This is a genomic window from Marinoscillum pacificum (genome assembly GCF_024714495.1).
Lineage (GTDB): Bacteria > Bacteroidota > Bacteroidia > Cytophagales > Cyclobacteriaceae > Marinoscillum > Marinoscillum pacificum.
Genome location: NZ_JAMZMJ010000001.1, coordinates 923,282 through 948,631, shown reverse-complemented (window position 1 = coordinate 948,631; position 25,350 = coordinate 923,282). Strand labels below are relative to the sequence as shown.

The 25,350-nt window shown below is 37.7% G+C and carries 17 protein-coding genes; 12 read left to right on the top strand and 5 right to left on the bottom strand.

Annotated features, from left to right (window positions below; all coding sequences use genetic code 11):
- The first annotated feature begins 168 nt into the window (after window positions 1-168).
- The 4 genes from NXS00_RS04020 to NXS00_RS04005 all read left to right on the top strand — a co-directional run bounded on the left by NXS00_RS04020 (window position 169) and on the right by NXS00_RS04005 (window position 6,456).
- Window positions 169-2,727, top strand: a complete 2,559-nt coding sequence (locus tag NXS00_RS04020; RefSeq protein ID WP_258097825.1) for a TonB-dependent receptor — start codon at window positions 169-171, stop codon at window positions 2,725-2,727.
- A gap of 12 nt (window positions 2,728-2,739) precedes the next feature.
- The gene (locus NXS00_RS04015) at window positions 2,740-3,849 is read left to right on the top strand and encodes a hypothetical protein (protein ID WP_258097824.1); all 1,110 of its coding nucleotides are present in this window, start codon (window positions 2,740-2,742) and stop codon (window positions 3,847-3,849) included.
- Between the two features lie 87 nt (window positions 3,850-3,936).
- Window positions 3,937-5,886 carry an endonuclease gene (locus NXS00_RS04010; protein ID WP_258097823.1) on the top strand — a complete coding sequence of 650 codons (1,950 nt, stop codon included), beginning with the start codon at window positions 3,937-3,939 and terminating at the stop codon, window positions 5,884-5,886.
- On the top strand, window positions 5,887-6,456 hold the full coding sequence (locus NXS00_RS04005; RefSeq protein ID WP_258097822.1) for a hypothetical protein: 570 nt from the start codon (window positions 5,887-5,889) through the stop codon (window positions 6,454-6,456).
- Here NXS00_RS04005 and NXS00_RS04000 read toward each other — a convergent pair.
- The 3 genes from NXS00_RS04000 to der form a co-directional block, all read right to left on the bottom strand.
- Window positions 6,453-7,262: a ParA family protein gene (locus tag NXS00_RS04000; protein WP_258097821.1), complete on the bottom strand. Its 810-nt coding sequence runs from the start codon at window positions 7,260-7,262 to the stop codon at window positions 6,453-6,455. The genes NXS00_RS04005 and NXS00_RS04000 overlap by 4 nt on opposite strands.
- 102 nt (window positions 7,263-7,364) lie before the next feature.
- Window positions 7,365-7,982, bottom strand: coding sequence for a SprT-like domain-containing protein (locus NXS00_RS03995; protein WP_258097820.1), 618 nt, complete (start codon window positions 7,980-7,982; stop codon window positions 7,365-7,367).
- Window positions 7,983-9,296: a ribosome biogenesis GTPase Der gene (gene der, locus NXS00_RS03990; RefSeq protein ID WP_258097819.1), complete on the bottom strand. Its 1,314-nt coding sequence runs from the start codon at window positions 9,294-9,296 to the stop codon at window positions 7,983-7,985.
- Window positions 9,297-9,726: 430 nt separating this feature from the next.
- On the opposite strand from der, the gene NXS00_RS03985 reads away from it, so the two are divergent.
- The 3 genes from NXS00_RS03985 to NXS00_RS03975 all read left to right on the top strand — a co-directional run bounded on the left by NXS00_RS03985 (window position 9,727) and on the right by NXS00_RS03975 (window position 14,830).
- Window positions 9,727-10,464, top strand: a complete 738-nt coding sequence (locus tag NXS00_RS03985) for a response regulator transcription factor (RefSeq protein WP_258097818.1) — start codon at window positions 9,727-9,729, stop codon at window positions 10,462-10,464.
- 63 nt (window positions 10,465-10,527) lie between these two features.
- Window positions 10,528-13,857: a PAS domain-containing sensor histidine kinase gene (locus NXS00_RS03980; RefSeq protein WP_258097817.1), complete on the top strand. Its 3,330-nt coding sequence runs from the start codon at window positions 10,528-10,530 to the stop codon at window positions 13,855-13,857.
- Window positions 13,838-14,830, top strand: coding sequence for an ATP-binding response regulator (locus NXS00_RS03975; RefSeq protein ID WP_258097816.1), 993 nt, complete (start codon window positions 13,838-13,840; stop codon window positions 14,828-14,830). The genes NXS00_RS03980 and NXS00_RS03975 overlap by 20 nt, the downstream gene beginning before the upstream one ends.
- 103 nt (window positions 14,831-14,933) lie before the next feature.
- Here NXS00_RS03975 and NXS00_RS03970 read toward each other — a convergent pair whose 3' ends face one another.
- The gene (locus tag NXS00_RS03970) at window positions 14,934-15,338 is read right to left on the bottom strand and encodes a SiaC family regulatory phosphoprotein (RefSeq protein WP_258097815.1); all 405 of its coding nucleotides are present in this window, start codon (window positions 15,336-15,338) and stop codon (window positions 14,934-14,936) included.
- 285 nt (window positions 15,339-15,623) lie between these two features.
- On the opposite strand from NXS00_RS03970, the gene NXS00_RS03965 reads away from it, so the two are divergent.
- From NXS00_RS03965 to NXS00_RS03945, 5 genes are all read left to right on the top strand, one after another.
- Complete coding sequence (locus NXS00_RS03965) at window positions 15,624-16,349, top strand: response regulator transcription factor (protein WP_258097814.1); 726 nt, start codon at window positions 15,624-15,626, stop codon at window positions 16,347-16,349.
- A 134-nt stretch (window positions 16,350-16,483) separates the two neighbouring features.
- Window positions 16,484-16,855, top strand: coding sequence for a response regulator (locus NXS00_RS03960; RefSeq protein ID WP_258097813.1), 372 nt, complete (start codon window positions 16,484-16,486; stop codon window positions 16,853-16,855).
- Window positions 16,856-16,970: 115 nt separating this feature from the next.
- Entirely contained in the window at window positions 16,971-20,657 is a 3,687-nt protein-coding gene (locus NXS00_RS03955; protein ID WP_258097812.1) for a PAS domain-containing protein, read from the top strand.
- Window positions 20,658-20,670: 13 nt separating this feature from the next.
- Window positions 20,671-21,681 (top strand): response regulator, encoded by a 1,011-nt coding sequence (locus tag NXS00_RS03950; protein WP_258097811.1) that lies wholly within the window; start codon window positions 20,671-20,673, stop codon window positions 21,679-21,681.
- 204 nt (window positions 21,682-21,885) lie between these two features.
- A complete protein-coding gene (locus NXS00_RS03945; RefSeq protein ID WP_258097810.1) occupies window positions 21,886-24,510 on the top strand; it encodes a PAS domain-containing sensor histidine kinase in 2,625 nt (874 codons plus the stop codon).
- An 8-nt stretch (window positions 24,511-24,518) separates the two neighbouring features.
- Here NXS00_RS03945 and NXS00_RS03940 read toward each other — a convergent pair whose 3' ends face one another.
- The gene (locus NXS00_RS03940; RefSeq protein ID WP_258097809.1) at window positions 24,519-25,199 is read right to left on the bottom strand and encodes a response regulator transcription factor; all 681 of its coding nucleotides are present in this window, start codon (window positions 25,197-25,199) and stop codon (window positions 24,519-24,521) included.
- Window positions 25,200-25,350 lie beyond the last annotated feature (151 nt).

Here is a 25,350-nt window from a genome sequence, read left to right as displayed (position 1 = left end):
CCGATAACTTTCTGAATATTTCAAAAATCTCGTTTGACTCTACTGTTTCATCCAACGAATGTTAAGTTAAGTTTATAAATTCGTATCAAAACTTAACTATTCTGAAAACTTCTTAGCAATCAATAATCATACTTTTGCGGGAGTTAATTAAAACAAACAGTAAACGCAATGAGGAAAACTTTACGCAATTACGCACTGATCGCTGCGATGCTTTTAGCATCAGTAGTGACTTTCGCTCAGAGCAAGGTTACAGGTACTGTAATCGACTCAGAGACAGGCGAAGGATTACCAGGTGCTAGTGTTGTTGAAAAAGGAACAACAAATGGTACTATCACAGACTACAACGGAGAATTTAGTCTTGATGTTAGTGCTAAAGGAACAACAACAATTACTATTTCATTTGTTGGGTTCCAGTCAGTGGACAAAACCATCAACTTAAGCGAAACACAATCTTTAGGCGAGATTACATTATCTCCAGGAGCTAACGAATTGACTCCATTGGAAGTAATCGCATCTGTTGCTGTAGATCGTGAAACTCCTGTTGCGGTTTCCACTATCAAGAGAACTTACATCGAAGAGAATGCATCAAACCAGGAATTTCCTGAGCTTTTGAAAACAACTCCAGGTGTATACGCTACCAAGCAAGGTGGTGGATACGGTGATTCAAGAATCAACGTTAGAGGTTTTAACTCTGTAAACGTTGCGGTTTTGATCAACGGTGTTCCTGTTAACGACATGGAGAATGGTCGAGTTTACTGGTCTAACTGGGCAGGTTTGACTGATGTTACTACTACAATGCAGGTACAAAGAGGTCTAGGTGCTTCTAAAGTAGCTGTTCCTTCTATTGGTGGTACAATTAACATCATTACTCAAACTACAGACACTGAAAAAGGTGGATCTGTATACTCAGGTATTGGTAACAATGGTTACAAGAAAACAGCAGTTTCTCTTTCTACAGGTTTAACTGAAAAAGGATGGGCTGTTTCTGTTCAAGGTGCTAAAATCGAAGGAGATGGTTGGGTAGATGGTACTCAATTCCTTGGTTATAACTACTTCTTCAACGTTTCTAAAATGCTTGGAGATGCTCATACACTTTCATTGACTGGTTTCGGTGCTCCTCAGAGACACGGACAAAGACAAAACATGCAGTCAATTGCTACATTCAGAAATGCTCCACAAGGATTGAAATACAACTCTGACTGGGGTTATTTGAATGGAGAGGTTGTAAATGTAGAAGATAACTTCTACCACAAACCACAAATTTCTTTGAACCACTACTGGACAATCAATGATAAATCTGAGCTTTCTACAGCGGTTTACATGGGTATCGGTACTGGTGGAGGTGGCGGATACGCTACTGAAGAAGATGTAGATGGTTTCGAGCCTTCATTCAGAGACTACAGAACTGCGGGTGCTTACAGCCCATATGATTTGGATGCAATTGTAGAATTGAACCAAACATCATCAGATGGAAGAGCATTAGGTTACTTGAGAGCATCAAGAAACGATCACCAGTGGTACGGAATGTTGAGTACATTCACTACAGAATTCTCTAAGAAATTTAACTTCTTAGGTGGTCTTGACTTAAGATATTACAAAGGTATCCACTTCTCAGAAGTGACAGATCTATTAGGTGCGGAGTACGTACTTGATAACAATGATATCAATAATCCTAACAGAGCAATCGGTGTTGGAGATAAGAGAGATTACTACAACGACGGTATCGTTCTTTGGGAAGGTGCTTTCATGCAAGGTGAGTACTCTGATGGACCACTTTCTGCATTCGTTTCATTGTCTGGATCAAACACTTCTTATCAAAGAATTGATTATTTCCAGTATGTTCCTGGCGAGCAAGAAACAGATTTCCAAAACTTCTTAGGATATCAAGTTAAAGGTGGTGCAAACTACAACTTAACTAGAAATCACAATGTGTTCGCGAACATTGGTTACTTCGAGAAAGCTCCTGACTTTGATGCAGTATTCCAAAACTTTGGAAACAATATCAATGAAGATGCTGAGAACCAAAAGATTCTTTCATATGAGTTAGGTTACGGATACAGAAGCTCTAAATTCAGCGCTAATGTAAACTTGTATAGAACTGCATGGAAAGATAGAACGTTCACTAGATCATATTCTAACCAAAATGGTGACCTACTTTACGCTAACATCTTAGGTGTAAACGCTATTCACCAGGGTATTGAATTTGATGCATCCTACCAGCCAACTCAGGCTCTTAGATTTGCAGGTATGTTATCACTTGGTGATTGGACATGGCAAAACAACGTGGATGGTGTAACTGTCTTCGATGAAGCTCAAAACCCACTTACTACAATTCCTACATTGTATATTTCAGGTCTTAAAGTAGGTGATGCTGCTCAAACAACTGCTTCACTTTCTATGGACTATGATATCGTTGAAGACTTTGCTGTAGGATTTGTTTATAACTATTATGCAAACCTTTATGCTAACTACGATCCACTTTCTAGAACTACTGAAAGTGTTCAAGGTGTAGATGCATATGAAGTACCTTCTTATAACCTTGTTGATGTGAAAGCTAACTATAGCTTCAAAATCGGAGATCTTGACGCAACAGTTTACGGTAACGTACAAAACTTGTTTGATGTAGAGTACATCTCTGATGCTCAGGACGGTGATCCTGCAACTTCTCTTGCTGTATACTACGGTGTAGGAAGAACTTGGACTTCAGGTATTAAGGTTAAATTCTAAACTGAACAAGAAATGAAATTCACTAAATATTTAACAATTGTATCTCTTGCTGCTACTACCTTGTTTGGTTGTGAGCCATTAGGAGATCTTTATGACGAGATCGACGCAGACGAAACGGGTGTTTCTGCTGATGTTCAGTACACGCTTACTGAAGATGATTATGACGATCTAGGAAAGTCATTCGCAAACTTTGATGACGAAGATGAAGCAAAGGAATTAATTCCTGAGTTGCTTTCTGATATCTACTCTCACTTAGGAGCTGGAAGTATCGCTACAATAGGTTACGCAATCTACGATCCAATCAGAGTTGATGATGATGTAGAATATACATTGACTGATGATGATTATGATGCAATAGGAGAGAGCTATCCTAACTTGAATTCAAGAGGTGATATCTTCAAAGCTGCTAGATACGTAAATGATGATCCTTCTGAAGGAGATATAGTTACGATTAACTATGACTACTATGAGGGTGGTGTTTCTTCTAGAACTTCTGTATTGGCATACTATGCAGGTCAGTGGTACATTGCTTATGTGCCTTCTAACGAAGATTACTATGCAATGGGACAGAGCTATACCAACTTTGAAAGTAGATCAACTGCGAGAGCTAGAATTGAAAAATTACTTAATACATCTGCATATGCATATGGTGAAGAAGGTGATTATAGAACTGCAGTATTCGAATATACTTATGTAAATAGCGATGATGAGCGTCAATATGAAAACTTCCTTGTAGTTTATCAGCATGACGGTACTGAGTGGGTTTCTATTGAAGATACTCAGTATTTCTCATTGAACTTCGGTAACGATGGTTCTACTTGGGTTCCTGACAACACTATTAAGTATACTTTAGCTGCTGGGGATTACTCTGCAATTGCTGCAAATGAATCACTTGGAAATGCTGATGCTAGAGCTAACTTGGCTAGCTATGGTAACTTCAATACAAACGGTGGTTACTGGACTACTGAGTTGATCATTGAAGCTATCGATTTCGTTCTTCAAGGTATGCACCCAGATGCAGAGGAAGGTCAAAAGTATGTTGTAACTTATGATTCTTACCCTGGTGGGTTGCAAGAAGTATCTCTAATCCTTGAAGGTGGAGTATACGTTGTAAATGAATAATCTATCCTTCATAGGATTATTATAAAAACTTATCAGAAAGCTACCTTTGCGGGTAGCTTTCTTTATTTAAAACCAATTAGCTCATTAATGAAAGTATTTTCTACTTTATTCCTATCTACAGTTCTTTTGAACCTTTGTGTCGCTCAGTCTATACCAGATGGATATTATGATGGCACGGAAAGTTTGACAGGGGAAGAACTGAAAACGAAACTTCATGTGATTAACAGCAATCATAAGGTGTATGAATATGGAGATTTCAGAGATTTTATACTTCCTGAATTAGATGAGGATCCTGAAAACTCTGATAACATTATCCTCTTTTATAAAAATAACTCTATTCCTAAAGCCAATTTTGCCGGCAGCAATCAGGCGGATTATTGGAATAGGGAGCACACCTGGCCAAAGTCACATGGATTCGCGAGCGAAGGAGATACTGCCTATACTGATGTTCATAATTTACGCCCATCTGACGCTACGGTTAACACCTCTAAGAGTAATAAAGATTTTGGTGATGTGGAGGATACTGAAGAAAATGCAGAAGGAGAGGCTCCTGATACATATACTACAGCAGATTTTTTCGAACCAAGAGATGAAATCAAAGGTGATGTTGCCAGAATCCTGTTCTACATGGATATGCGATATGAAAGCAGTGATTTAGATCTTGAGTTGATGGATCGAGTTACCTACTCAGGTGATCCTGAACTGGGTGTGTTGAGTACACTCATTCAATGGCATGAAGAGGATCCTGTTGATCAATATGAAATAGACAGACATGAGAAAGCTTACGGTTATCAAGGAAATAGAAACCCATTTATCGATCATCCAGAATGGGTAGGTGAAATTTGGGGTAGTACTACCTCTCCTTACATGCATGTAGATCCGTTAAATTTCTCCAAGGACTTTGGAACAGTATCCGCAGGATCTCAATTAACTCAACAATACACGATTACTGGATATAATTTAACTGCGGATTTGACGGTATCAGTGAATGCTCCTTTTAAGGTTTCATCAGATGGAGAAACATTTGAAGAAAGTGCTGTTTTTAGTCATGTAGCAGGTGAAACAACAGAGATTTATACCGTTTACCTTCAATTTGCGCCGACGGTTGAAGACGAAGCTTCATACACTAATGTCGTGACACATAGTACAGAGGATGCAAATGACATAACATTAGAGGTTTTCGGAACAGAAGGAGGGGTTGAATTGATCAGCATTGCCACTGCAAGAGAATTAGGTGTTGGAGCTGCAGTTTATGTAACCGGAGTGGTAATTGATGCAGGAAACAATAGCAGTGCAAGCAGAGTGATCTATGATGGTACTGCAGGTGTAGTGGTGAGAAGTTTTGATGCAGGTAATGAATCAGGTGATTTGGTTCAAGGAGATAGTGTTTTAGTAAGTGGAACATTATCATCGTATAACAATCTACTACAGATCGAGGAGTCACCAATAGTGATTACACTTATAGCTCAAGGAGTAGATCTACCAGAATCTAAGGTGCTTACTATTGATGAAGTTGATGAGAGCTATGAATCTCAGTTGGTTACAATTAATGAAGTGGAATTTGCTGATGCTGGATCTAGTTTTCAAGGTGGTGGATCTGCAGGAAACTTTACCATTACAGATGCTACAGGGGCACTAACTTTTAGAATTGGTTCGTCTAGTCATCCACTCGTAGGCACAGAGGTGCCAGCTGGTATTTATAACGTAACAGGTTTTGTAGGTCAGTTTGGAGCTGATTATCAATTATCACCACGAACTGTAGATGATTTAGTCTTTGTTAGAGACGTGGAGACAACTGTTCTTTCTGTGGAAAACGAGGAATTGAAGGTTTATCCAAATCCTGTATATGACCATCTCAACTTTAAGTTCGATGAACCAATAAAAGTGATTGTTTTTAATATGACCGGATCTAAAATTGTAGAAAAAGTGTTAGACACCAATCTTACTTTGTCAACATCAAAGTGGGATGAGGGGATATACCTTATCAATGTGTTGACATCTACTTCAGAGTTTACCTATAAGATTATTAAAGAATAAGTGCATCAAATAGAACCTTATTATGGATGGCATGCTCATTATGATTCAAGTCATGATGAGCAGTCTCCTTTTTATGGGAAGGAGTATAACTACGACCTCTACTCAGAAAATATCTATGGTTACTACATTGATCCAGGATGGGATTATTTTGGATCTGAGACACTTTATTTAAAAATCCTCTATGCCGACTATGATGAAGGTTTTATTGTCTTAGAGTTCATAGGAGAGTGGAATGATGCAATCAATAATGATATCATGCATTTGAAGCGTAATGTCATTGAGCATATCACTGATCAAGGAATCAATAAGTTCATCTTAATAGGAGAGAATATTCTGAATTTTCATGGTAGTGATGATAGCTATTATGAAGAATGGTTCGAAGAAGTTGAGGAGGGTTGGGTTGCGGCACTTTGCTTTAGAGATTTTGTAGAGCAAGAAATGGCTGTATATGAAATTGATAATTACATCAATTTTGGTGGTAAACTGCAGATAATCAATTGGAGAACAATGACTCCTAAAACCTTATATGCGGTTGTGTCTGGATTGATGCAGCGCCGTTTAGGTGTTTAGCCTTTCATCCGTTCGAGAAGATCGGGAAGAATGAATTCAGGATTTAGGGATTGGCTATTGAATTTAGCCAGTAGCTCATCACTTAGCTTCATGAAATCCTGAGCAGCATGATTGTCAGGTGAATAATCAGCAATTGATTCACCAGCATCATTGGCCTCACCTACTTTTATCGATCGGCTTACCGTATTTTCTAAAATAAGGGAACCGAACAAATCCTTCGCTTCTTCAAATTTCTTGGCTGTGAGATTCATGTTATTATTAAACATGTTAAAATACACCCCGAGAATATTAAGGGAGTGGTTTTCTACTGCTGCCAAATAGGTCATCAATGTTTTTACGCCAGTCATTGAGAAATTGTCCGCAATAGCAGGAATTAAGATGTTTCTTGATGCGCCTATAATGGACTTGACTAATACGCCGAAATTGGTTGGACAATCCATGATCACAAAGTCGTATTCGCGGTGAAAGTGCATCAGAAGCTTGCTAACCATTTCTCTTCCAAAGGAAATAAACTGATTATTACTTTCAATTTGAGTCATTTGTAAGTCCCCTGGAACTACGTGTAAGTATGGGGTTATCTCTTCAGGCCTTGGGTTAATTTCATGATCGTGCATGACCTTTTTCAAATACTCATAAATGGTAGGAGACTCATGATCGGGTGCGATAGAGTTTGAAAGATTGCACTGTGGGTCGAAATCAATTAAAAGAACCTTAAAAGATTTTGCCCAACTGATTCCCAAATTAATCGCGGTAGTTGTTTTACCTACTCCTCCTTTAAAGTTGTAAATGGAAATTGTATTGGCCATACTGGTTCTTTTGCTTCTAATTTAGTAAAACAACAGGAGAGTTGTACTAGATAGATGAAGTATTGAAATAATTATAATATTAATAATTATAATCCCATAAGCTTAGTCGCTTACAATTTTAACTCGCGCAATTTCTGAAATCAGGTATCTTCTGTTAGTCTTTACTTCCAAGCAAACACTTCTGGTGCGTTTCTTTTCCAGTTTTTGGAATTCTTTTCCTTGAAAATCAAATATGTCACCTACTTTGATCTTACTTAATGGGATAAGATCTGTAGGTCCATCAAATTGTCTTAAGATATTGTAAAGAACGGGATCTGAGCAGCTGGCAGCTTTTGGGTTTTTAAAGTAGTTCTGTAAAGCAATAAATACGGTTTCTGGAAAAACTTGCTGGTTAAGTACTGGTTGTGCTACACGTTTGAAATTATTCTTCCATTCGGTGCCATGAGGAGCTGCTTTTCTCCCATGTTCATCAAACGTCACCAAATGTGCTACTTCATGGAGATATGTTACTAGAAAAGCATAAGGGTTCAAATCATTGTTGATGGTGATGGTGTGCTTTTTAGTCTGTGGAGAATACCGATAATCACCAAGTTTGGTTTGCCTGCTTTTTTTGATTTTGAATTCGAATCCGAAATACTCGTAAAGTTTCAGACAATAAGCAGCTGCTGGTTCTGGAACAAACCGTTCAAAAACGTTGAGATACCTATTGCCTGAATTCAATTATTTCTGTCTAAATACTGCTTTAAGTGGCACTCCCTCAAAATCGAAATGAAGTCTCAATTTATTGACCAGGAATCTCTCGTACGATTCTTTAATATCCTTAGGATGGTTGCAGAAAAATGCGAACGTTGGAGAGTTGGTAGGAAGTTGTGTTATGTATTTGATTTTGATGTGCTTTCCTCTCACAGCAGGAGGTGGGTAATTTTCAATTTCCTTCAGCATTTTCTCATTTAGCAGAGAAGTACTAATTTTCTTATGTTTATTACCAGCTACTTCTAGAGCCAATTCTACTACTTTGAATATCCTTTGCTTCGTTAATACAGAAGTGAAGACAACAGGAATATAGGACAGAGGCCCAAGTTTCTCAGCGATATGCTTTTTGTAGTCATCTGCAGACTTGTGATCTTTCTCATACAAGTCCCACTTGTTAACCATGATCACACAGCCTTTTTTGTACTTATGTGCCAGGTTAATAATGTTGAGATCTTGAGCTTCAATTCCATTAGTGGCATCTAAAACTACCACACACACATCAGAATCCTGCAATGCTTGAATAGCCCTCAAAACAGAGTAGAATTCAATATCTTCTTTTACTCTGGCTTTTTTACGTATCCCAGCAGTGTCGGTAAGTATAAAGTCTTTTCCGAAAAGATTGTATCGACTATCTATTGCATCTCTAGTGGTTCCGGCTATGTTCGTTACAATAGATCGATCCTTGCCTAACAGAGCATTTAGGAAAGAGGATTTTCCAACATTTGGTCTGCCGACAATTGCGATTCGAGGAACCGCGTTTTCCTCTGTGTCAACCTCCGGATCTGGCTCAAAGTATTCTACTACTTCATCCAATAAATCTCCCGTTCCAGCACCACTAATCGATGCTATTGGAAGTATTTGTTCGCTGATACCCAATTGATAAAACTCACTTGCCATATAGGATTTCTCAGCATTATCAGCTTTATTGGCAACAATAATTACTGGTTTCTTAATCTCACGAACCACATTGGCAAAGTCCTGGTCTAAACCATGCAACCCAGTATGACAGTCAACCATGAACAGAATAACGTTGGCTTCTTCTAAAGCTTCTTTTACTTGTTCACGGATTGCTCCCTCAAAAATGTCTTCCGATCCTTCTACATATCCTCCAGTATCAATTACTGTAAAGGACTTTCCATTCCACTCAGAGTACCCGTAATGACGGTCTCTGGTTACCCCACTTTCATTGTCCATTATGGCTTGCTTTTTTTCCACCAACCGGTTGAAAAAAGTTGACTTACCAACATTGGGTCTTCCTACTATTGCTACGATGTTTGCCATTGTGGCGCAAAGTTAGACCTTTTCATCTAAAGACTTTTTAATTCAGGAATCCAAATGCATTGATTAGATCGTAATTAGATAGAATTATTTACTGAAATGGAAGAAAATATTCTCTTTTTTGATGGTGTTCAGTTTGGGGTAGATGGTAATCGTGTGAACTTTCAAGAAGTTGCTGATCATTATTTTATCATTAACGGCTTTGATCATTTCACATTAAAACAGTTATTAATGATAATACATGTTTTGAATAGTTCGAATGTTCGAAAGCTGCTCGTTGAAACAGTTACGTGATAGGTATTTTACCTATAAGTTTTGGTCAAGATGGAACCATTATCAGTTATCAGATAAGTTGATCTTGGAATTCTGTAAATTCCTTTTTGAGACATGCGCCACTAGCTATTTTTTGCGCAATCACCGTAATGCTCCGATTATGAACTATCACGTATTAGTTGTTGAGGATGATCTCGGTATACGAGAAACCCTCATAGATTTACTGTATTCGTGTGGGTACCAGGTTAGCTCAGCCATTAATGGTAAAGATGGATGGGAAAAAATTCAAGAGATTAACCCACATTTAGTAGTGAGCGACATCATGATGCCTGTAATGGATGGATTGCGTTTATTGGAGTTAGTAAAATCAAGTACCATTTATCATCATCTTCCTGTATTAATTCTCACGGCAAAAGTGGATCAGTTCACTAGGTGGAATTCCTTCACAATAGGAGCGGATGCTTATGTGCAGAAGCCATTTGATGCAGTAGAGTTACTCTTTCAAATCAATAATTTACTTGCACTGCAAGAGTCAATACTTTTACGAGGAGATATGGACTTTGATCCTGAAATAGCGATCAAGAAACATTCATTTCTATCACAACTCAATGAGGCCATTAGGGATAATATGAATGAGTCGACTCTTGATAAAATTGCTGAATCAATGAACCTGTCTGGTTCAGGGTTGCAAAAAAAAATAAAGCACTATACTTCACATACTTTCAGCGATTATTTAAAAAGATACAAGCTAAGCAAGGCTAAAGCACTTTTACAGTCAGGTAAGTGCAACGTTAGTCAATCATCTCAGATGAGTGGATTTAAGAACCTTGCTCATTTTTCCGATTCATTCAAAGAGCATTTTGGATTGCCCCCTTCCAAAGTTGTTGTACAGACGTAATTATTTGTCTGGGGACGTACTTCCACAATAGGAAGGGTTTTTGCATTCTATTTTTATTGTCTCATGAAACAAGCTTCTGCCATAAAGCAAAGTAACCTTACGAAGGATAACTTACGAAGAGCCTTCATTTTTAATGTACCAGAAAAAAATATCTGCTACTGGTCTAGAGGTATGTTTGAGATACTTGGAGTAAATCCTAAACCTAATCCAGATCTTAATTTACTGTATGACATGATCCATGACAATGACCGTGTTAAGGTTATGGATATATACTATCTCTCTACGGAGGAGACTTCAAGTGAATATGTTGTAGAATTTAGGTTGAAAAATGATGAGAATGATAGGAAATTAAACCTGTATGTCCAGCAGGAAGAATTTGATGGAGAATTAGCTATTCTATTGCAGTTTAAGCCTAACCTGGAAACTCAGATGGATGTAATGCCTGGCGGGGATATTGCCAAGGAGTTAAAGAAGGACCACTTAATGGAGTTTTTCAATGATATAGGTTATTGGGAATACCATTCAGAGCTGGATTTATTTCTCTGGTCAAGTCAAATTTTTTCATTGTTGGGCGTAGAAAATAAGGGTAGGATAGGCTATAAAAACTTTGCTGGTACTGTTTTTCCTGAGGATCTTCAGATTTTTAAGCAGGTGATGCGTAACCTGACTCCTGATTCACCTGATTTCGAATTTCGAACTCGACACATTGTCAATGGCGAGCTTTTGTATGGTTTAAGTAGAGGGACATCTATTTGGATTGAGTCTCGATTGGTACGAATGATGGGTAGTTTCGAAAACACCACTAAATATCACTTAACACAGGGTAGGCTGGAGCATGTGGAGGAGATTGCTAAGGTAGGGTGGTACGAAATCAATCTTAAAAACAAAGAAAAATCATCAGTTTCACCAGAGTACTTGCGAATGCATGGTTTGAATCTGAACCGGATGCCTTCATTGAATGAATTACTCGCTTGTATACATCCTGAGGATCATGAACGAGTGATTGAATCACGAAAGAAGTTATATGAAGTCTTTGAAGGTTGGCCAACATTTCATTATCGAGTAGTACTGAGCGATGGTACATTAAGGTATTTGGAAAGTACTGGTCAAGTGTTATCTTCTCCAATAGATAATCGGCCATTCAAAATTGTTGCCGTAACAAAAGATATTACAGACCTAAAGCAAAAGGAGTTACAACTCACGCACGCTAATGAATTAGCAAGGCTTGGGTGGTACGAGGTAGATGTGAAGACGCAGGATATAGACGTTTCAGCCGAGTTTTTACAAATTTTGGAGATGGACGCTTATGATCGTAAGGAATTTCTAAAAAAAGTTCATCCGGATGATTTGCCTGTGGTTGATCGAATAGGAAGAGAATATCTGAGTTATGAATTTGGTTATTCTTTTCAGTTTCGTATTGTTCTGACTAATGGAAATTATCGATTCATTCAAAACAATGGGCAATATGAGTTTGATCCTGTTTCTGGTGAGATGGTCAAGGTATTGGGTACCGTACAGGATATTACGGAGTTCAAATCACTCGAAGAGAGACTCCAACGTGCCCAAAAGATCAGTCAGACCGGATGGTTTGAATACGATATTATAACGCCGGCCGCCAGTAGTTTTTCTAAGGAATGGTTGGATATGCATGATTTTGATAATCAACCCATGCGTCTAAATGCCTTTTTAGAAAAAATACACCCAGTGGATAGGCAATTAATCCCCAATCTGCCCGAGTTTCTGAAGCGAATGCCGGATGAATGGAATAATTTGGATTATCGAATTATTACAAGATACGGTCATAAGCGCTATATCAGTAATAGTTCTAGAATTGTTTATACAGATGGGGTTCCATCTAAGATATTCGGTACTACTATTGATGTGACTAAATCCAGAGTGACTGAGCGGGCGTTGAAGGAAAGTGAGCGCAAGTATCGTTTGATGTCTGAAAATAGTCGGGATGCAATTTTGCTACTGGAAGGCAGAGACAAAGGAATGGTCATAACATTCGCTTCAGATTATGTAGAGGAATTGACAGGATATTCCAAGTATAAATTACTTGGGATGGAGGCCACTCAGCTAATGCACAAGGAAGATCGAGTACGATTTACTAAAGATATACTTCCTAAACTTTTGTTTGCTAAAGAATCTACAACCGTCTCCTTTCGTCTGTTTAGGGAAGATGGGCAGTTTTTATGGGTTGAAGCGAATATCGGAGTTCTTATAGAAGAAACCCCTGTCAAAATTCAATTATCCGTTCGCGATATTAGTGATAGAAAAGCGTTTGAGGAACAATTGGTCAAAACCAATACGGATCTTCAGGCCATGATTAAAGCAACAGAAGATATCGTTTTTATCATCAAGTCTGATTTGACGTTCGAAAAAGTAATAGTCAATGATGAGAGTAAACTTCATATCCCTGCTGCTAGTTTTATCAATCAACCTTTGCAAGAACTGTGGTCTGATAATAATGGTCAGAGGTTGTGTCAGATGGTAATAGAAGCTTTTAATTCTGGAAATTCTGGAAAATTTGATTACCAGTATACACTTAGAGGTGTTTTTGATTGGTATCGCGCCCATGTTCATATTTTTCAAGGTTATGATAACGAAGAGCGAGTGAGTGTCATGATCGAGAAAATAACAACCCAGAAGAGAGCCGAAGAAGAACTTAGAAAAACCATGGAAATGGAGCGTGAGCTTAGTCGGATGAGAGCGAGTTTCGTATCTATGGCTTCACATCAATTCAGAACACCACTTACCGTCATCAAATCCAATATGCAGTTGCTTGAATTGTCTGGTAAAAATGACCCTTTAACTGAAAAAGTATCCGCTAGATTGACTCGTGAAGTAGATCGGATGGTGGGTTTAATGGAGGATATATTAATGCTTGGAAGGGCGCAATCTGGGGCTATCAAGCCGAGGTTCTCGGATATTAATCTGTTTGATTTACTCAAGAGTATCAAGGCTGATATTGATGTGACGCAAAAGGATGGAAGGGTGTTAATTGTTAAGGTAAAAGGGCAGGAACGCAATGTTGTATTGGACGAAGGCTTAATAAGACAGGCGATACTTAACCTGGTGACCAATGCATTCAAATACTCGGAAGCACAACCAAACCCCTTATTGACTATTGATTACACGGATGAGCAACGGGTTGTTTTGAGTGTTCGAGATTTTGGGTTAGGAATCAGCAAAGAGAATATCTCTAGGATATTTAACGATTTTTATCGTTCTGATAAAGTAAGTCATATTCCAGGTACAGGACTTGGTTTATCAGTGACTTCAGAATTTCTTAAAATTAATAATTGTACCATTTCAGTAGAAAGTGAAGAAGGTAATGGATCATGCTTTACAGTTTTAATTCCAAATAATAATGATCGAGAAGAAAAATAGAATATTGGTAGTCGAGGATGAATTGAACATTCGTGAAACCATTCAGGATCTACTAGAATGCAGTGGGTATGAAGTGGTAACTGCTGAAGACGGTGAATCTGGATTCTTTAAAGTAGTCAAGCACCAACCAGACCTCATTATCTCTGATTTGATGATGCCTAAAATGACAGGTTATGAGTTATTGGAAGCAGTTCGGTCATTTGGTAAAAGTAAGTTCATACCATTCATTATTTTGAGTGCCAAGTCACACTCACAGAATATTCGAGAAGGGTTGAAAATGGGTGCTGATGATTATTTAATGAAGCCATTTGATCATCGAGAGCTACTTGAGAGTATCCAATATCGGTTAAGTCATCAAGATGAGTTGGTTCAGGAAATTAAAAAGCTAGAAACCGACAGGATGAAAATGGACATCCATGACAATGTTCAGCAAACGGTGGTTAGCCTGAAAATGAATATAGAGCGAATACTTGATGGCAAGATTCCGGAAGGTGGTAGTCTAAAAAAGGATCTTGTGAATATAAAAAGTGGTTTGGATGTGGCTTTCTTGCAGATTAGAAACCTTATTGATGGGAATGCTGCACATGATTTGATGGTCAATGGTTTCCAAAAAACACTGGACAAGATGATCAAGAACTTTGATCAGTATACCAATATCTCCATTTCGTATTCTTACAGTTTTGAAGAAGAGCCAATTCTTGCAAAGAGTGTAGAAATTATTCCTGTTATATCTGAAATTATGACGAATGTGGTAAAACATTCAAAAGCCACTGAAGTCAACGCTGTTTTGACCCAGGTTGATAACCAATACTATGTGAAGATCAATGATGATGGTATTGGTTTTAATGTCAATCAAGTGATAAGTAATGGAGGACTTAAAAACCTGTATTACAGAATGGAAAAGATCAATGGAGAGATTGAGATCAGTAGTGAGGCAGGTCGTGGATCAGAATACCTTCTAACATTCAGTTGAACAGAAAAAAACCCATCCGAGGATGGGCTAAAATTACTTTCCGATATTAGCTGGATTTAATTTGGAAGGTTAGTCACAAGTTACACTTTTTGGATCAGTTTTGTTAGCTAATTTGGAATATTCTTAGGTTTAATTGATACAATTCCTGAAAATCATGAGCTAATCGCTTCATATTCATATCTTCATCAGAGATATACCAGGCGATATCAATTCTTTTATCCCATTCTTCCAGGCCTTTACAGAACTTGAACAGATTGAATAATAAAGGCAGGTTTAATTTGCTGATTTCTCGGATCTGTAGAACAATATCGATGGTTTTTCTGCTGTTGAGATGATCAGAAATGATCGTTTTGATTGCTTCTATATGAACTGAGTTTAGTTTGTTTGCTGCCTCTCTGATTATTAATAATCCCTTTTGTTTACTGTAGCTAACTAAGGGTCGATTGCTTGTAGAAGGTTGTAAGGACTGATTGTTTTTTATCTTTCGAGTAACCTGATGAACCATCATAATCTTAATTTTTGTTTGTGACTATCATTGTTTAATTTGATTAGATAAAGTTGGTCAAAATCGTAACAGAATATAAGAGGGTTTTACTGAATCAATAAAATACGTGTACGGTACGTTTTGAATGCGCTGAAGGCTTATGTTAAATACGTAATGACCTTCTAGGTGATTTACTAAATTAAAGCCTAAACTGTAGGTGGATTACCTAATTGTGAATCAATATGAACTTTGTCATAGTTAAATGTAAGAGGACTATATATGTTCACACAGCGATCTTACTATCACCCCATGAAAGAAGTAATTTTAATTGTAGAAGATGATTTTGGGATCAGAGAGACGGTAACTGATTTGATTCATACGCTGGGATATTTAACCATGGAAGCTCAGAACGGTGAGGAAGCTTTACAGTTAATCAATCTGAAGAAACCACACTTGATTATTAGTGATATAATGATGCCACGGATGGATGGCATTGAACTGCTTTCACGTCTTAAGTCAGATAAGTCATTTTGTACTATTCCTATAATTATGCTGACTGCCAAAGCAGATTTTGAGACGCAATTAAATACTTTCAGAATAGGTGCTGATGGCTATGTGAAGAAGCCATTCGATTTGAGGGAACTGGCATACAAGATCAGGAACCTTATCAACTTGCGAAATAATTTGCTCAGAAGTCAGGTGGATGTAGAGCAGTCACATGACCCTGAGTGGGAGTTTATTTTGAAGTTAAACCAATTTTTGGAAGTACATATTCATGACATAAGTTTAGAAGGAATCGCACTTTTGATGAAAATGTCTACTTCAGGCCTTCAAAAGAAACTAAAAAAATACAGCAGTCAGTCTTTTCAGGACTATGTACGCATTTTTAAGCTGTCTAAGGCTAAGTCACACCTCGAGTCCGGTGATTGCAACGTGAGTGAGGCTGCTGAAAAGGCGGGATTTAAGAGCCTGTCTTCATTTTCAAAGTCATTTAAGGAGCAATTTGGGTATTCGCCAAAAGAAATGATTATCTAGTCAAATGACATTTTAAAGTCTCTGGTTATCGGTCATTTTCTGCATTTGAGCTTAGGAAAAAGGTTGAACAACTAATTGGAAGAAAATGGATAGATCCTCCAATCTACTTTTGTGTTAAACTATCGTCAACTAGAATGAGCAAAAAGGTTTTTATTGTCGATGACAATGAAGGGATTCGAGAGTCATTACAGGAGTTAATCTGTTTTTTGGGCTATGATACAGCTGTTTTTAACAATGGGGTTGAGTTAATACAAAGTCTTTCTAATCAAAAGCCAGACTTAATTATCTCAGATTTGATCATGCCTCTTATGGATGGGCGAGAAATCACCAGAACAGTTAAATCGAATGCTGAATATCAGAAAATTCCTATTCTCTTGTTAACGGCATATCCTGTTGACGGAGAAGAACTCTGTAGCATGGGATACTGTCCAGATTCACATCTTCAAAAACCGTATGATATCCATGAATTAAGCACACAAATTGACAAGCTGATTCAAGCATTCTAGTAAGAAGTTATCATAGATGCCGCTTTTGGTTCAGACGTAATTTTTTGTCCAGTAAGGTACTTTTCTATTGTGTCTACAACTGTTCTTTTAATTTGAACTAGATCAATAATGAGCTATGATGACATCAATCAGTAGGACAAAATCTGTAAGCAGGATAGGCGAAAACACTATTTTTTGTTTATCAAAAAAGTTCAAATCCTTCATATCTGAAGGAAAGGAAGCTCACAATGTTTCGTTCAAGACAGTCATCAGTGCTATTTATCCAGAGGATCGAAGAATCGTGTATAATTCGCTTTGCGAAGCACTAAAGACTAATGATTTTGAGGAACCATTAACTTTTCGTTTAAATAAACCTACAGCGAAAAAGGTAGTTGTTTACCTAAGCTGTAGTGAATTCAATGCTCAACGATTTGTTTTGATTGAGGATTTTTTCACTGATAATACTTTTGATGAAAGCATCAGTCGTTTAGAGTTTGCGGAGAAGTTTTTCAATTCAAGAAAATCAACAGAGGAAAAAGTCTATGATAAAATAGCGAATCATGCAGCGATAGGTTGGTATGTGCATGATAAAATTGACAATGCAATAACCTTGCAGAGCAACTTAAACAAGCTGCTTCATTTACAGGAAGATGAGGTTTTCTCCATTGACTGGCTTAAATCACATGCATTAAGTGCTCATTCATCGCGCTTGGAAAATAAGATTAGTAAAGCCACACCCGAGAAACCACACATATCCCAGCATGTCCAATTTTTGATTAATGGAACTACTTATTGGTATGACCTACAAATAGAGTGTGTTTTCCGAGGAGGTGTTTTAATTAAAACCATTGGACTCTTTCATGATATTACTTTTCTGAAAGAATCTGAGCTTTTATTAAAGAAAACTAAGGAAATCAGCGGTTTAGGCTGGCACGAGATTGATTATACCACTGGGCAAGTGTGGGGTGATACACGCTTTTACGAGATCATGGGCTACAGCCCAAAGGAATTAAATACACTAGATCAGATTAGAGCAATTGTCGCACCTGGAGAAAGAGAGAAAATAACAAAAGTTCTGAATAGTGATGATAGTTCCTTTAACGTCAGTTTTAAAATTTATGATAAAAAAGGTGAGTCAAGATACATTCAGGTGGTAGGGGAAGTCGATCGAGACTCTAATGGGGTTCCGTGTTATTTTTTAGGTTGTGTACTTGATTTTACTAAGGTAAGGCAGCTCGAAGATAAACTTAACAGAATACAAGTATACTCGAAGGTTGGTTGGGTTGATTTGGATATGAGCACTGGTGAATATTATGGTTCAGATCAGTTTTGGGAGATATTTGATTTGGAAGATTCAAGTACTGTCAATGCTCTGTCAGATTTAAATGAATATGTAATAGCAGAAGACAAAGTGGTACTTGATCACTTAGAGCAGCTCTACGCCAATCCAGAGGTTACAGAATGGAAAGACATACAATACCGTATTATGACTTCTACTGGCCGGTTGAAATACCTTACTAGTCATGGAGAGATAATAAGAGATGTTTCAGGAATACCCACAAAAACACTTGTTACCGTACAGGACGTTACTGAGTATCGTGTAATGGAGGATAACTTACTTCGTGCTCAGAAGATATCCAATACAGGATGGTTTGAATATGATGTGCTGCATCCTGAAGCGAGTAAGTTTTCAGAGCAGTGGTTAAAAATGCATGACTATGAAACTGATGAAATTCCCACTTTCGAAAATTACATTTCCAGGCTATTTCCAGAAGATAGTGAACTATTTGAAGATGGATTAGTCAATTTTTTAATTTCAATGCCGCAATCCTGGGATAGAATAGATTATCGAATAAGAACTCGAAGAGAAAAGAAAAAATATATCAGCAATAGTTCAAGAGTGATTTACAACGGCGGGTGTCCTGTTAAAGTGTTTGGAGTCACAGCTGATGTAACCAGTATGCGTACAGCGCAAATTGAATTATATAAAAGCGAAGAACTCCACCGGTTGATATCAGAAACGAGTAGGGATGTGATAGTGCTTTTAAGTGGTAATCACAGAGAGCGCACCATAAACTATATTTCAGAATCAAATGCTTCGCTATTAGGTTACACGGCTCAAGAATTAAAAGGTGTGTTGGCTATTAATCTCATTCATCCCGAGGATCGTTTGCGGTATGAAAAGGTTTACATGGACTACCTGCAAAAAGAAGATGAATCCTTAAAAATTGAAATAAGGTTAAAAAAGCATGATGAAACCTATATATGGACAGAAATCATTGCTAACGAAATCGAAATTCGTCAAGAAAATTATCTGCGGTTGTCCATCAGAGATATCACAGAGCGACGTAATAACATGGAGGCGCTGATCAGAGCAAACAATGAATTGAATGCCATGATCACGATCAAAAGCAATCTTGTTTTTGCCTTTGATGAGTTAGGTAGGTTTGAACGCGTACTTGGGAAGGATGAATTGTTACACATACCAAAGGATAAGTTTATTGGTCATCCTGTAGAGCAAATTTGGACAGATCATAATGGTCAACATATGTCCAAAATGGTTCGTGAATCTTTAAAAAATGGATCGAGTCAGGTTTTTGATTGTCGCCATGGAAAGAATGGTGTCGTAGGGCGTTGGTTCAGGGTTTCTACACATCCTTATGTGTCGATGGGTTCGAAAAACAAGGTGTGTGTGGTGATAGAAGACATTACGGAGCGCAATAAATTTGAGCAAGCCATTATGAGTGCTAATAGCGAATTAAAGGCTCTAATTAAGGCTACAGATAACTTAATTTTTGCATTTGATAAGTGGGGGGCATTCGAACGAGTAATTGGTGATCCTGATCAGCTTCATATACCGGCAGAGGAATTTATTGGACAACAAGTAGAGGATGTATGGAATGATCCTAATGGGGTGGAAATGGCTCAGATGGTTCGCAGGTCTCTTGTAAATGGTGACGAAGAAGAGTTCGAATGTGTCGTAGAGAATGAGTTAGGAGAAAAAGAATATCATAAAGTAACCACACATCCATATCGTGGTTTGGATTATCAATTAAAGGTGTGTGTTATTAAGGAAGATGTCACACTACAGCGAAAGTATGAGGAGGAATTGAAAGGTATGTTGGACAAGGAGCGTGAACTCTCCAAAATGCGAGCAAGTTTTGTGGCCATGGCTTCTCACCAATTTAGAACTCCGCTTACTGTCATCAAGTCCAATATGCAATTAATCAAAGCTTATGGAGTTGAAAATAAGTTGGTCAATCGTGTCTCTGAACGTTTAACCCGAGAGGTGGATCGTCTAGTTGGTCTAATGGAAGATGTGCTAACATTAGGTAAGGTGCAATCTGATCAATTTACATCAAATCCAACTTCGTTTTGTTTATTGGACTTAATACAAGATGTTGTAGGAGATGTAGTATACTGTGATGTGGACGGACGAATTTTGTCAGTTAATCATATAGGGGCTCCAAAAAAAGTTGAAGCAGATTATGATATGCTAAGACATGCTTTAATCAATTTGGTTGACAATGCCTTTAAATACTCACAAGGGGCCAGAGCACCAGAAGTTCATGTTGATTATTCATTAGAAAATGAAGTGGAGTTAGCTATACAGGATTATGGTATAGGGATTCCAAAAGAGGATATTGGACGAATTTTTCAGGATTTTTATAGGTCACCAAATGTGAAAGAAATACAAGGTACCGGTCTAGGTATGTCTATCACAAAAGAATTTTTGACGATTAATAAGTGCAAGTTAAAGGTTGAAAGTGTAGTTGGAGAAGGAAGTGTTTTCACTATTCGTATTCCAATGGCAATGAGTTAATTAGTAGCGTAGAATGGATGTATTATTAATAGAAGATGATCGAGGAATTTCTGAAGCAGTAGTTGAAATGCTTCGATTGAATCAAATGTCAGTGACTTGCGCATATTGCTGCAATGACGCACTGGAGGTATTAACAGACTTTAAGCCAGATATCATCATAAGTGACATCATGTTGCCTGATGGGACAGGTTTTGATATTTTACGATTTCTTAGAAACGACACCACGATTATTGATTATATACCATTTATTTTCCTAAGTGGTCGTGCTGCTCATCAGGATATCAGGCAAGGGATGAACCTGGGAGCTGATGATTATTTAACCAAGCCATTCGAATATGAAGATCTCATTCAAACCATACGTACCGTTTATGAAAAAAATCAAGTAAAGCATCAGCACCTCACCAAGCTCGAGGGTGAATTGGCCTCCAAAATGCATCAAATAGATCAGGTCAAAAGTATTACCTCACATGATTTGCGCTCTAGAGTTGTTAAGATCTTCAATATGATAGAGTTGTTAAGAGAGGAAAAATTACCAAAGGAGAAATTCATAGACTGGATGATGCAATCAGGTGAGTACTTTGATGAGGTCATGTATAAGATTCATGAAATTCTAAATGAAAGTATGAATCAGCCAGCTTCTTACAGCGGTTCACTCCACCTTCCAAAAAGTATGTGGCATGTAGAAGATGATGTGATTCAGCGTATGTTCGTGAAATCAATCGTTGATAAATCTTTTGCTCATTTAGATTATCAGTCCTTTGATAATGCTAATGAAGCATTGGGTCTCATGTTGCAAGGTGAGTTTCCTGATTACATTCTATTGGATATTAACATGCCAGGAATGAGTGGTTTTGAATTATTAGATGCTATGAGAGAAAAACAGCTAAATACTCAGGTTATTATGTTGTCTTCGTCCATTTCGGATACTGATATAGTAGAAAGTTATACCTATCAAAACGTGGTTGGATATGAGGTGAAACCTCTAAAAAAGGAAGTCTTTAATCACCTGTTTGGATTGGGTTGAGGAGATATAACTTAAATTCTCTAATGGCCGGATGCTGTTGATTGCCAGAACTTAACGAAATTAAATCATGAAATTTCGACCGATTTTGCGCTTATTTTTGTCTTGAGCGGTAAAAACTTGTTGTCAGATTTACTTTGAGCCATAAAACAGGTTAAATTTCTTAGAATTAAACAATCATCAACTAACCAAAAAAAGAAGTATGTCATGGTTTCCGCCGATCTGCTTGATTTGCCTTATGCACTCTACATAACTAAAAATGAGGAACATATTTGGTCCGGGAGTTTTTACAATGTTTTAAGTCTTGATTCTTCCTTGTTGCCCAGTTTCTCTTCTTTTTACAATCAGATACATCCAGAAGATTTGGATTGGGTTAAGCCTGCTTTAATCTCTACTTTATCTGAAACTGCTGGATTTAAAGCACAACAATTGACCTTTAGAATTAAATCTAGTGATATTGGCTATAAATGGGTTGTGTGCACAGTAGAGTTACAAAATTCATCACTTCATGGTTTAGCTTATGTTATCAAGCTGTTTGATGGACCACTGCTGAAAAAGAAATTAGCATCACTTCATGAAGCTCATCAGCAACTGTCCAGCATTAATCCCAAGGACTCCATTGTAGACATTCAATACGATCCATTTTTGGTGGATAAAGTTTCTAAGATAACTCAGATTGGTTGGTTTGAATATTATCCTGATGAACCCAGAACAGAATACTCTTCGAGTATTAAGCCTATGATGGGCCTGGAGGTAGAAGACAAGTTTACTATTGATTATTTTAAGTCTTTGGTGGATGAAGAGTACAAGGAGCAAGTGTCTCGACTTGCTCAACAGGCGACAAAGGAAAACCCAGTTATCAAGTTAGACATCAAAGCACGGGTTCGTGACGTGGAACAATGGTTTAGTTTGAATATGGAATTGATTTTCCATGGAGAAAACGTTACGAAAGTTTTTGGTGTGGTACAGAATGTAACTGAATTAAGAGAAACTCAGGATAAATTAGAAAGAGCACAGGAGATATCAAATACAGGTTGGTTTGAATATGATGTAGTACACCCTGAGTCCAGTAAATATTCCAGAAAATGGTTAATGATGCATGGATTTGATCCAGATGAACGTCCCACTTGGAATGAGTATTTAAATCAGATTTTGCCAGTAGATCGGAAAAAGGTAGATGCCGACATAAAAGTCTTTTTGCACAAAACTCATAATCAATGGGATAAATTGGAATATCGACTAGTAGACCATAACGAAAAGATGCGTTATATCAGTAATAGTTCAAGAGTCCTATTTGAAAACGGCCAACCGATCAAAGTATTCGGGGTATGCAGAGATGTTACGGACACGAAAGAAGCTCAAACAGCATTATACAAGAGTGAAAGACTCCATCGATTATTATCAGAAAGTAGCCGAGATGTGATAATGTTGGTTACTGGAGATGATATAGAATCATCGGAACTTTCATATATATCAGATTCTATTCGGAATCTTTTAGGTCATGAACCAGATGATTTGGTTGGAACTAAGTTGAGACATTTGATTCACCCTGATGATTTAAGTATTGGTCAGCGAGAATTACAGCGTAATTTATTAGTCCCAGGAACTTCCTCTGACTTCAGTATTCGGATGAAACATGATAAAGGACATTATGTATGGATGGAAATCATCGGAAATTCATTTGAATATAAAAACGAAAACATGATTCGTTTTTCTGCCAGGGATATTTCAGAGAGAAGGAATTTTGAAGAACAGCTTATCCAGAGTAATAGTGATTTAGATGCATTAATCAGGGCTACTGATAATCTCATATTTGTAATTGATAATGACTTACGCTTTGAACGTGTCATTGGTTCGGAAGAGCGATTTCATATGCCATCTGAGAGTTTTATTGGAAAATCTGCTCGCGACGTTTGGATTGATTCCAACGGACTAGAAATGACACAAATGGTACAGCGTGCCTTGAGTACGCATGAAGGGGAGAGCCAGGACTGTATGCATATCAATAAAAAAGGGGGGGTTGACTGGTTAATGGTATCCACTCATCCCTATAAAGGATATGATGAGAAGTATAGAGTAAGTGTAGTTGTAGAAGAAATTACCCAACAGAAAAAGTTTGAACAAGAGCTTCAAAAAACGCTAGATATGGAGCGAGAGCTTTCCAAAATGCGCTCCAATTTTGTGGCTATGGCGTCCCATCAATTTAGGACACCGCTTACCGTGATTAAGTCCAATATGCAGCTGCTGGATGCTCTGGATATTCAGCATCCCATGTTGGATAAGATCAATGGCCGTCTAGTTCGGGAAGTAGATCGATTGGTTGACTTGATGGAAGATATTTTGTTAATCGGGAAGGCGCAAACAAGTAACCTGAAGGTAAAACCTGAAGAGGTTTGTTTGACTTCATTGATTGATGATATTGTTACCGATGTGGATCAGGTAACCAATGATCAAAGAGTACTTCAAGTTTCAAAAATAGGTGATCCTGTCAAGTTTTCAGGAGACTATGATTTACTCAGACACGCACTTATAAATGTAGTCACAAATGCTTTCAAATATTCTCCTGGAAAGCCAAATCCAGAGTTGAAATTAGATTTTAGTAATGATGGCTATACTTGTATAACCATTCGTGATTTTGGAATTGGTATAGCCGCACAGGAACATGAGCATATTTTTAATGATTTCTACCGTGGTAACAATGTCAGGGATATTCCGGGAACTGGACTGGGTATGTCAATAACCCGGGAATTTTTAAAATTAAACAACTGTACAATTGAGGTAGAGAGTGAGCTAGGTCTTGGGAGCACCTTCTCTGTGAAATTACCCAAATGAGTAATTCGTTATAGCTCTACCAGATTGTGCTCTATGGCATACATCGTAAGGCCTACCAGGTTTTTACAGCCTGTTTTGGTCAGCATGCTTCGCTTGTGACCTTCCACAGTTCTTACACTGATAAAGAGTAGATCAGCTATTTCCTGATTAGTTTTCTCGTCCAAAATCAGTTTTAGGACTTCTTTCTCTCTGCTGCTCAGCTCTATTTCTATGGTGAGACGTTGTTTAGGCGTAATGCCTGATCCACCCATACTTTCCATCACCCGTTGAGTTACTTCCGGAGCAAAGTAATGCTCACCTTGTTCGATCGTTTTAAGTGCTGTTTTTACAACTTCCTTTCCTGCGTCTTTGAGTATGTATCCCTGGATGCCCATATTGAGCATTTTTTTGATATTCTTGATGTCATCAAGCATAGAGACCACCAAAATGTTGATATCTATATTTTCATCTCTGATGGTTTGCACTAAATCCAAACCATTCATTACCGGCATGTTGATGTCAGTAATTAGTAAATCAAATGGTTCCGTTTTGAGACGTTTCAAGGCGTCTTCGCCATTTACAGCTTGTGCTTTGATGAAGTAATGATCATCATCTTTAAAATAAAAACTAAAGGCATCTCGAACCATCTTGTGGTCGTCTACGAGTAGGATATTCATCATTTTAGCTTCGGTAATTGGTGAATCAATCATTTTACTGATATTTAGTATTTAATAAAAAGAAAATGGTTTTTTCATTCTTAAACAAAGTTGAGTTGGAGCGTTTTACAGGTACTAATTTCAAGGATTTTGCGCTCCCAAACAATGGTGATTTACCTAGACAGAATGGCTTGATAATCGTAAT

Excerpts from the sequence above, each read along its gene's own strand:
- NXS00_RS04020 (WP_258097825.1), top strand. The coding sequence starts at position 169 with ATGAGGAAAACTTTACGCAATTACGCACTGATCGCTGCGATGCTTTTA.
- NXS00_RS04015 (WP_258097824.1), top strand. The coding sequence starts at position 2,740 with ATGAAATTCACTAAATATTTAACAATTGTATCTCTTGCTGCTACTACC.
- NXS00_RS04010 (WP_258097823.1), top strand. The coding sequence starts at position 3,937 with ATGAAAGTATTTTCTACTTTATTCCTATCTACAGTTCTTTTGAACCTT.
- NXS00_RS04000 (WP_258097821.1), bottom strand. The coding sequence starts at position 7,262 with ATGGCCAATACAATTTCCATTTACAACTTTAAAGGAGGAGTAGGTAAA.
- der (WP_258097819.1), bottom strand. The coding sequence starts at position 9,296 with ATGGCAAACATCGTAGCAATAGTAGGAAGACCCAATGTTGGTAAGTCA.
- NXS00_RS03985 (WP_258097818.1), top strand. The coding sequence starts at position 9,727 with ATGAACTATCACGTATTAGTTGTTGAGGATGATCTCGGTATACGAGAA.
- NXS00_RS03980 (WP_258097817.1), top strand. The coding sequence starts at position 10,528 with ATGAAACAAGCTTCTGCCATAAAGCAAAGTAACCTTACGAAGGATAAC.
- NXS00_RS03975 (WP_258097816.1), top strand. The coding sequence starts at position 13,838 with ATGATCGAGAAGAAAAATAGAATATTGGTAGTCGAGGATGAATTGAAC.
- NXS00_RS03970 (WP_258097815.1), bottom strand. The coding sequence starts at position 15,338 with ATGATGGTTCATCAGGTTACTCGAAAGATAAAAAACAATCAGTCCTTA.
- NXS00_RS03965 (WP_258097814.1), top strand. The coding sequence starts at position 15,624 with ATGAAAGAAGTAATTTTAATTGTAGAAGATGATTTTGGGATCAGAGAG.
- NXS00_RS03960 (WP_258097813.1), top strand. The coding sequence starts at position 16,484 with ATGAGCAAAAAGGTTTTTATTGTCGATGACAATGAAGGGATTCGAGAG.
- NXS00_RS03955 (WP_258097812.1), top strand. The coding sequence starts at position 16,971 with ATGATGACATCAATCAGTAGGACAAAATCTGTAAGCAGGATAGGCGAA.
- NXS00_RS03950 (WP_258097811.1), top strand. The coding sequence starts at position 20,671 with ATGGATGTATTATTAATAGAAGATGATCGAGGAATTTCTGAAGCAGTA.
- NXS00_RS03945 (WP_258097810.1), top strand. The coding sequence starts at position 21,886 with ATGGTTTCCGCCGATCTGCTTGATTTGCCTTATGCACTCTACATAACT.
- NXS00_RS03940 (WP_258097809.1), bottom strand. The coding sequence starts at position 25,199 with ATGATTGATTCACCAATTACCGAAGCTAAAATGATGAATATCCTACTC.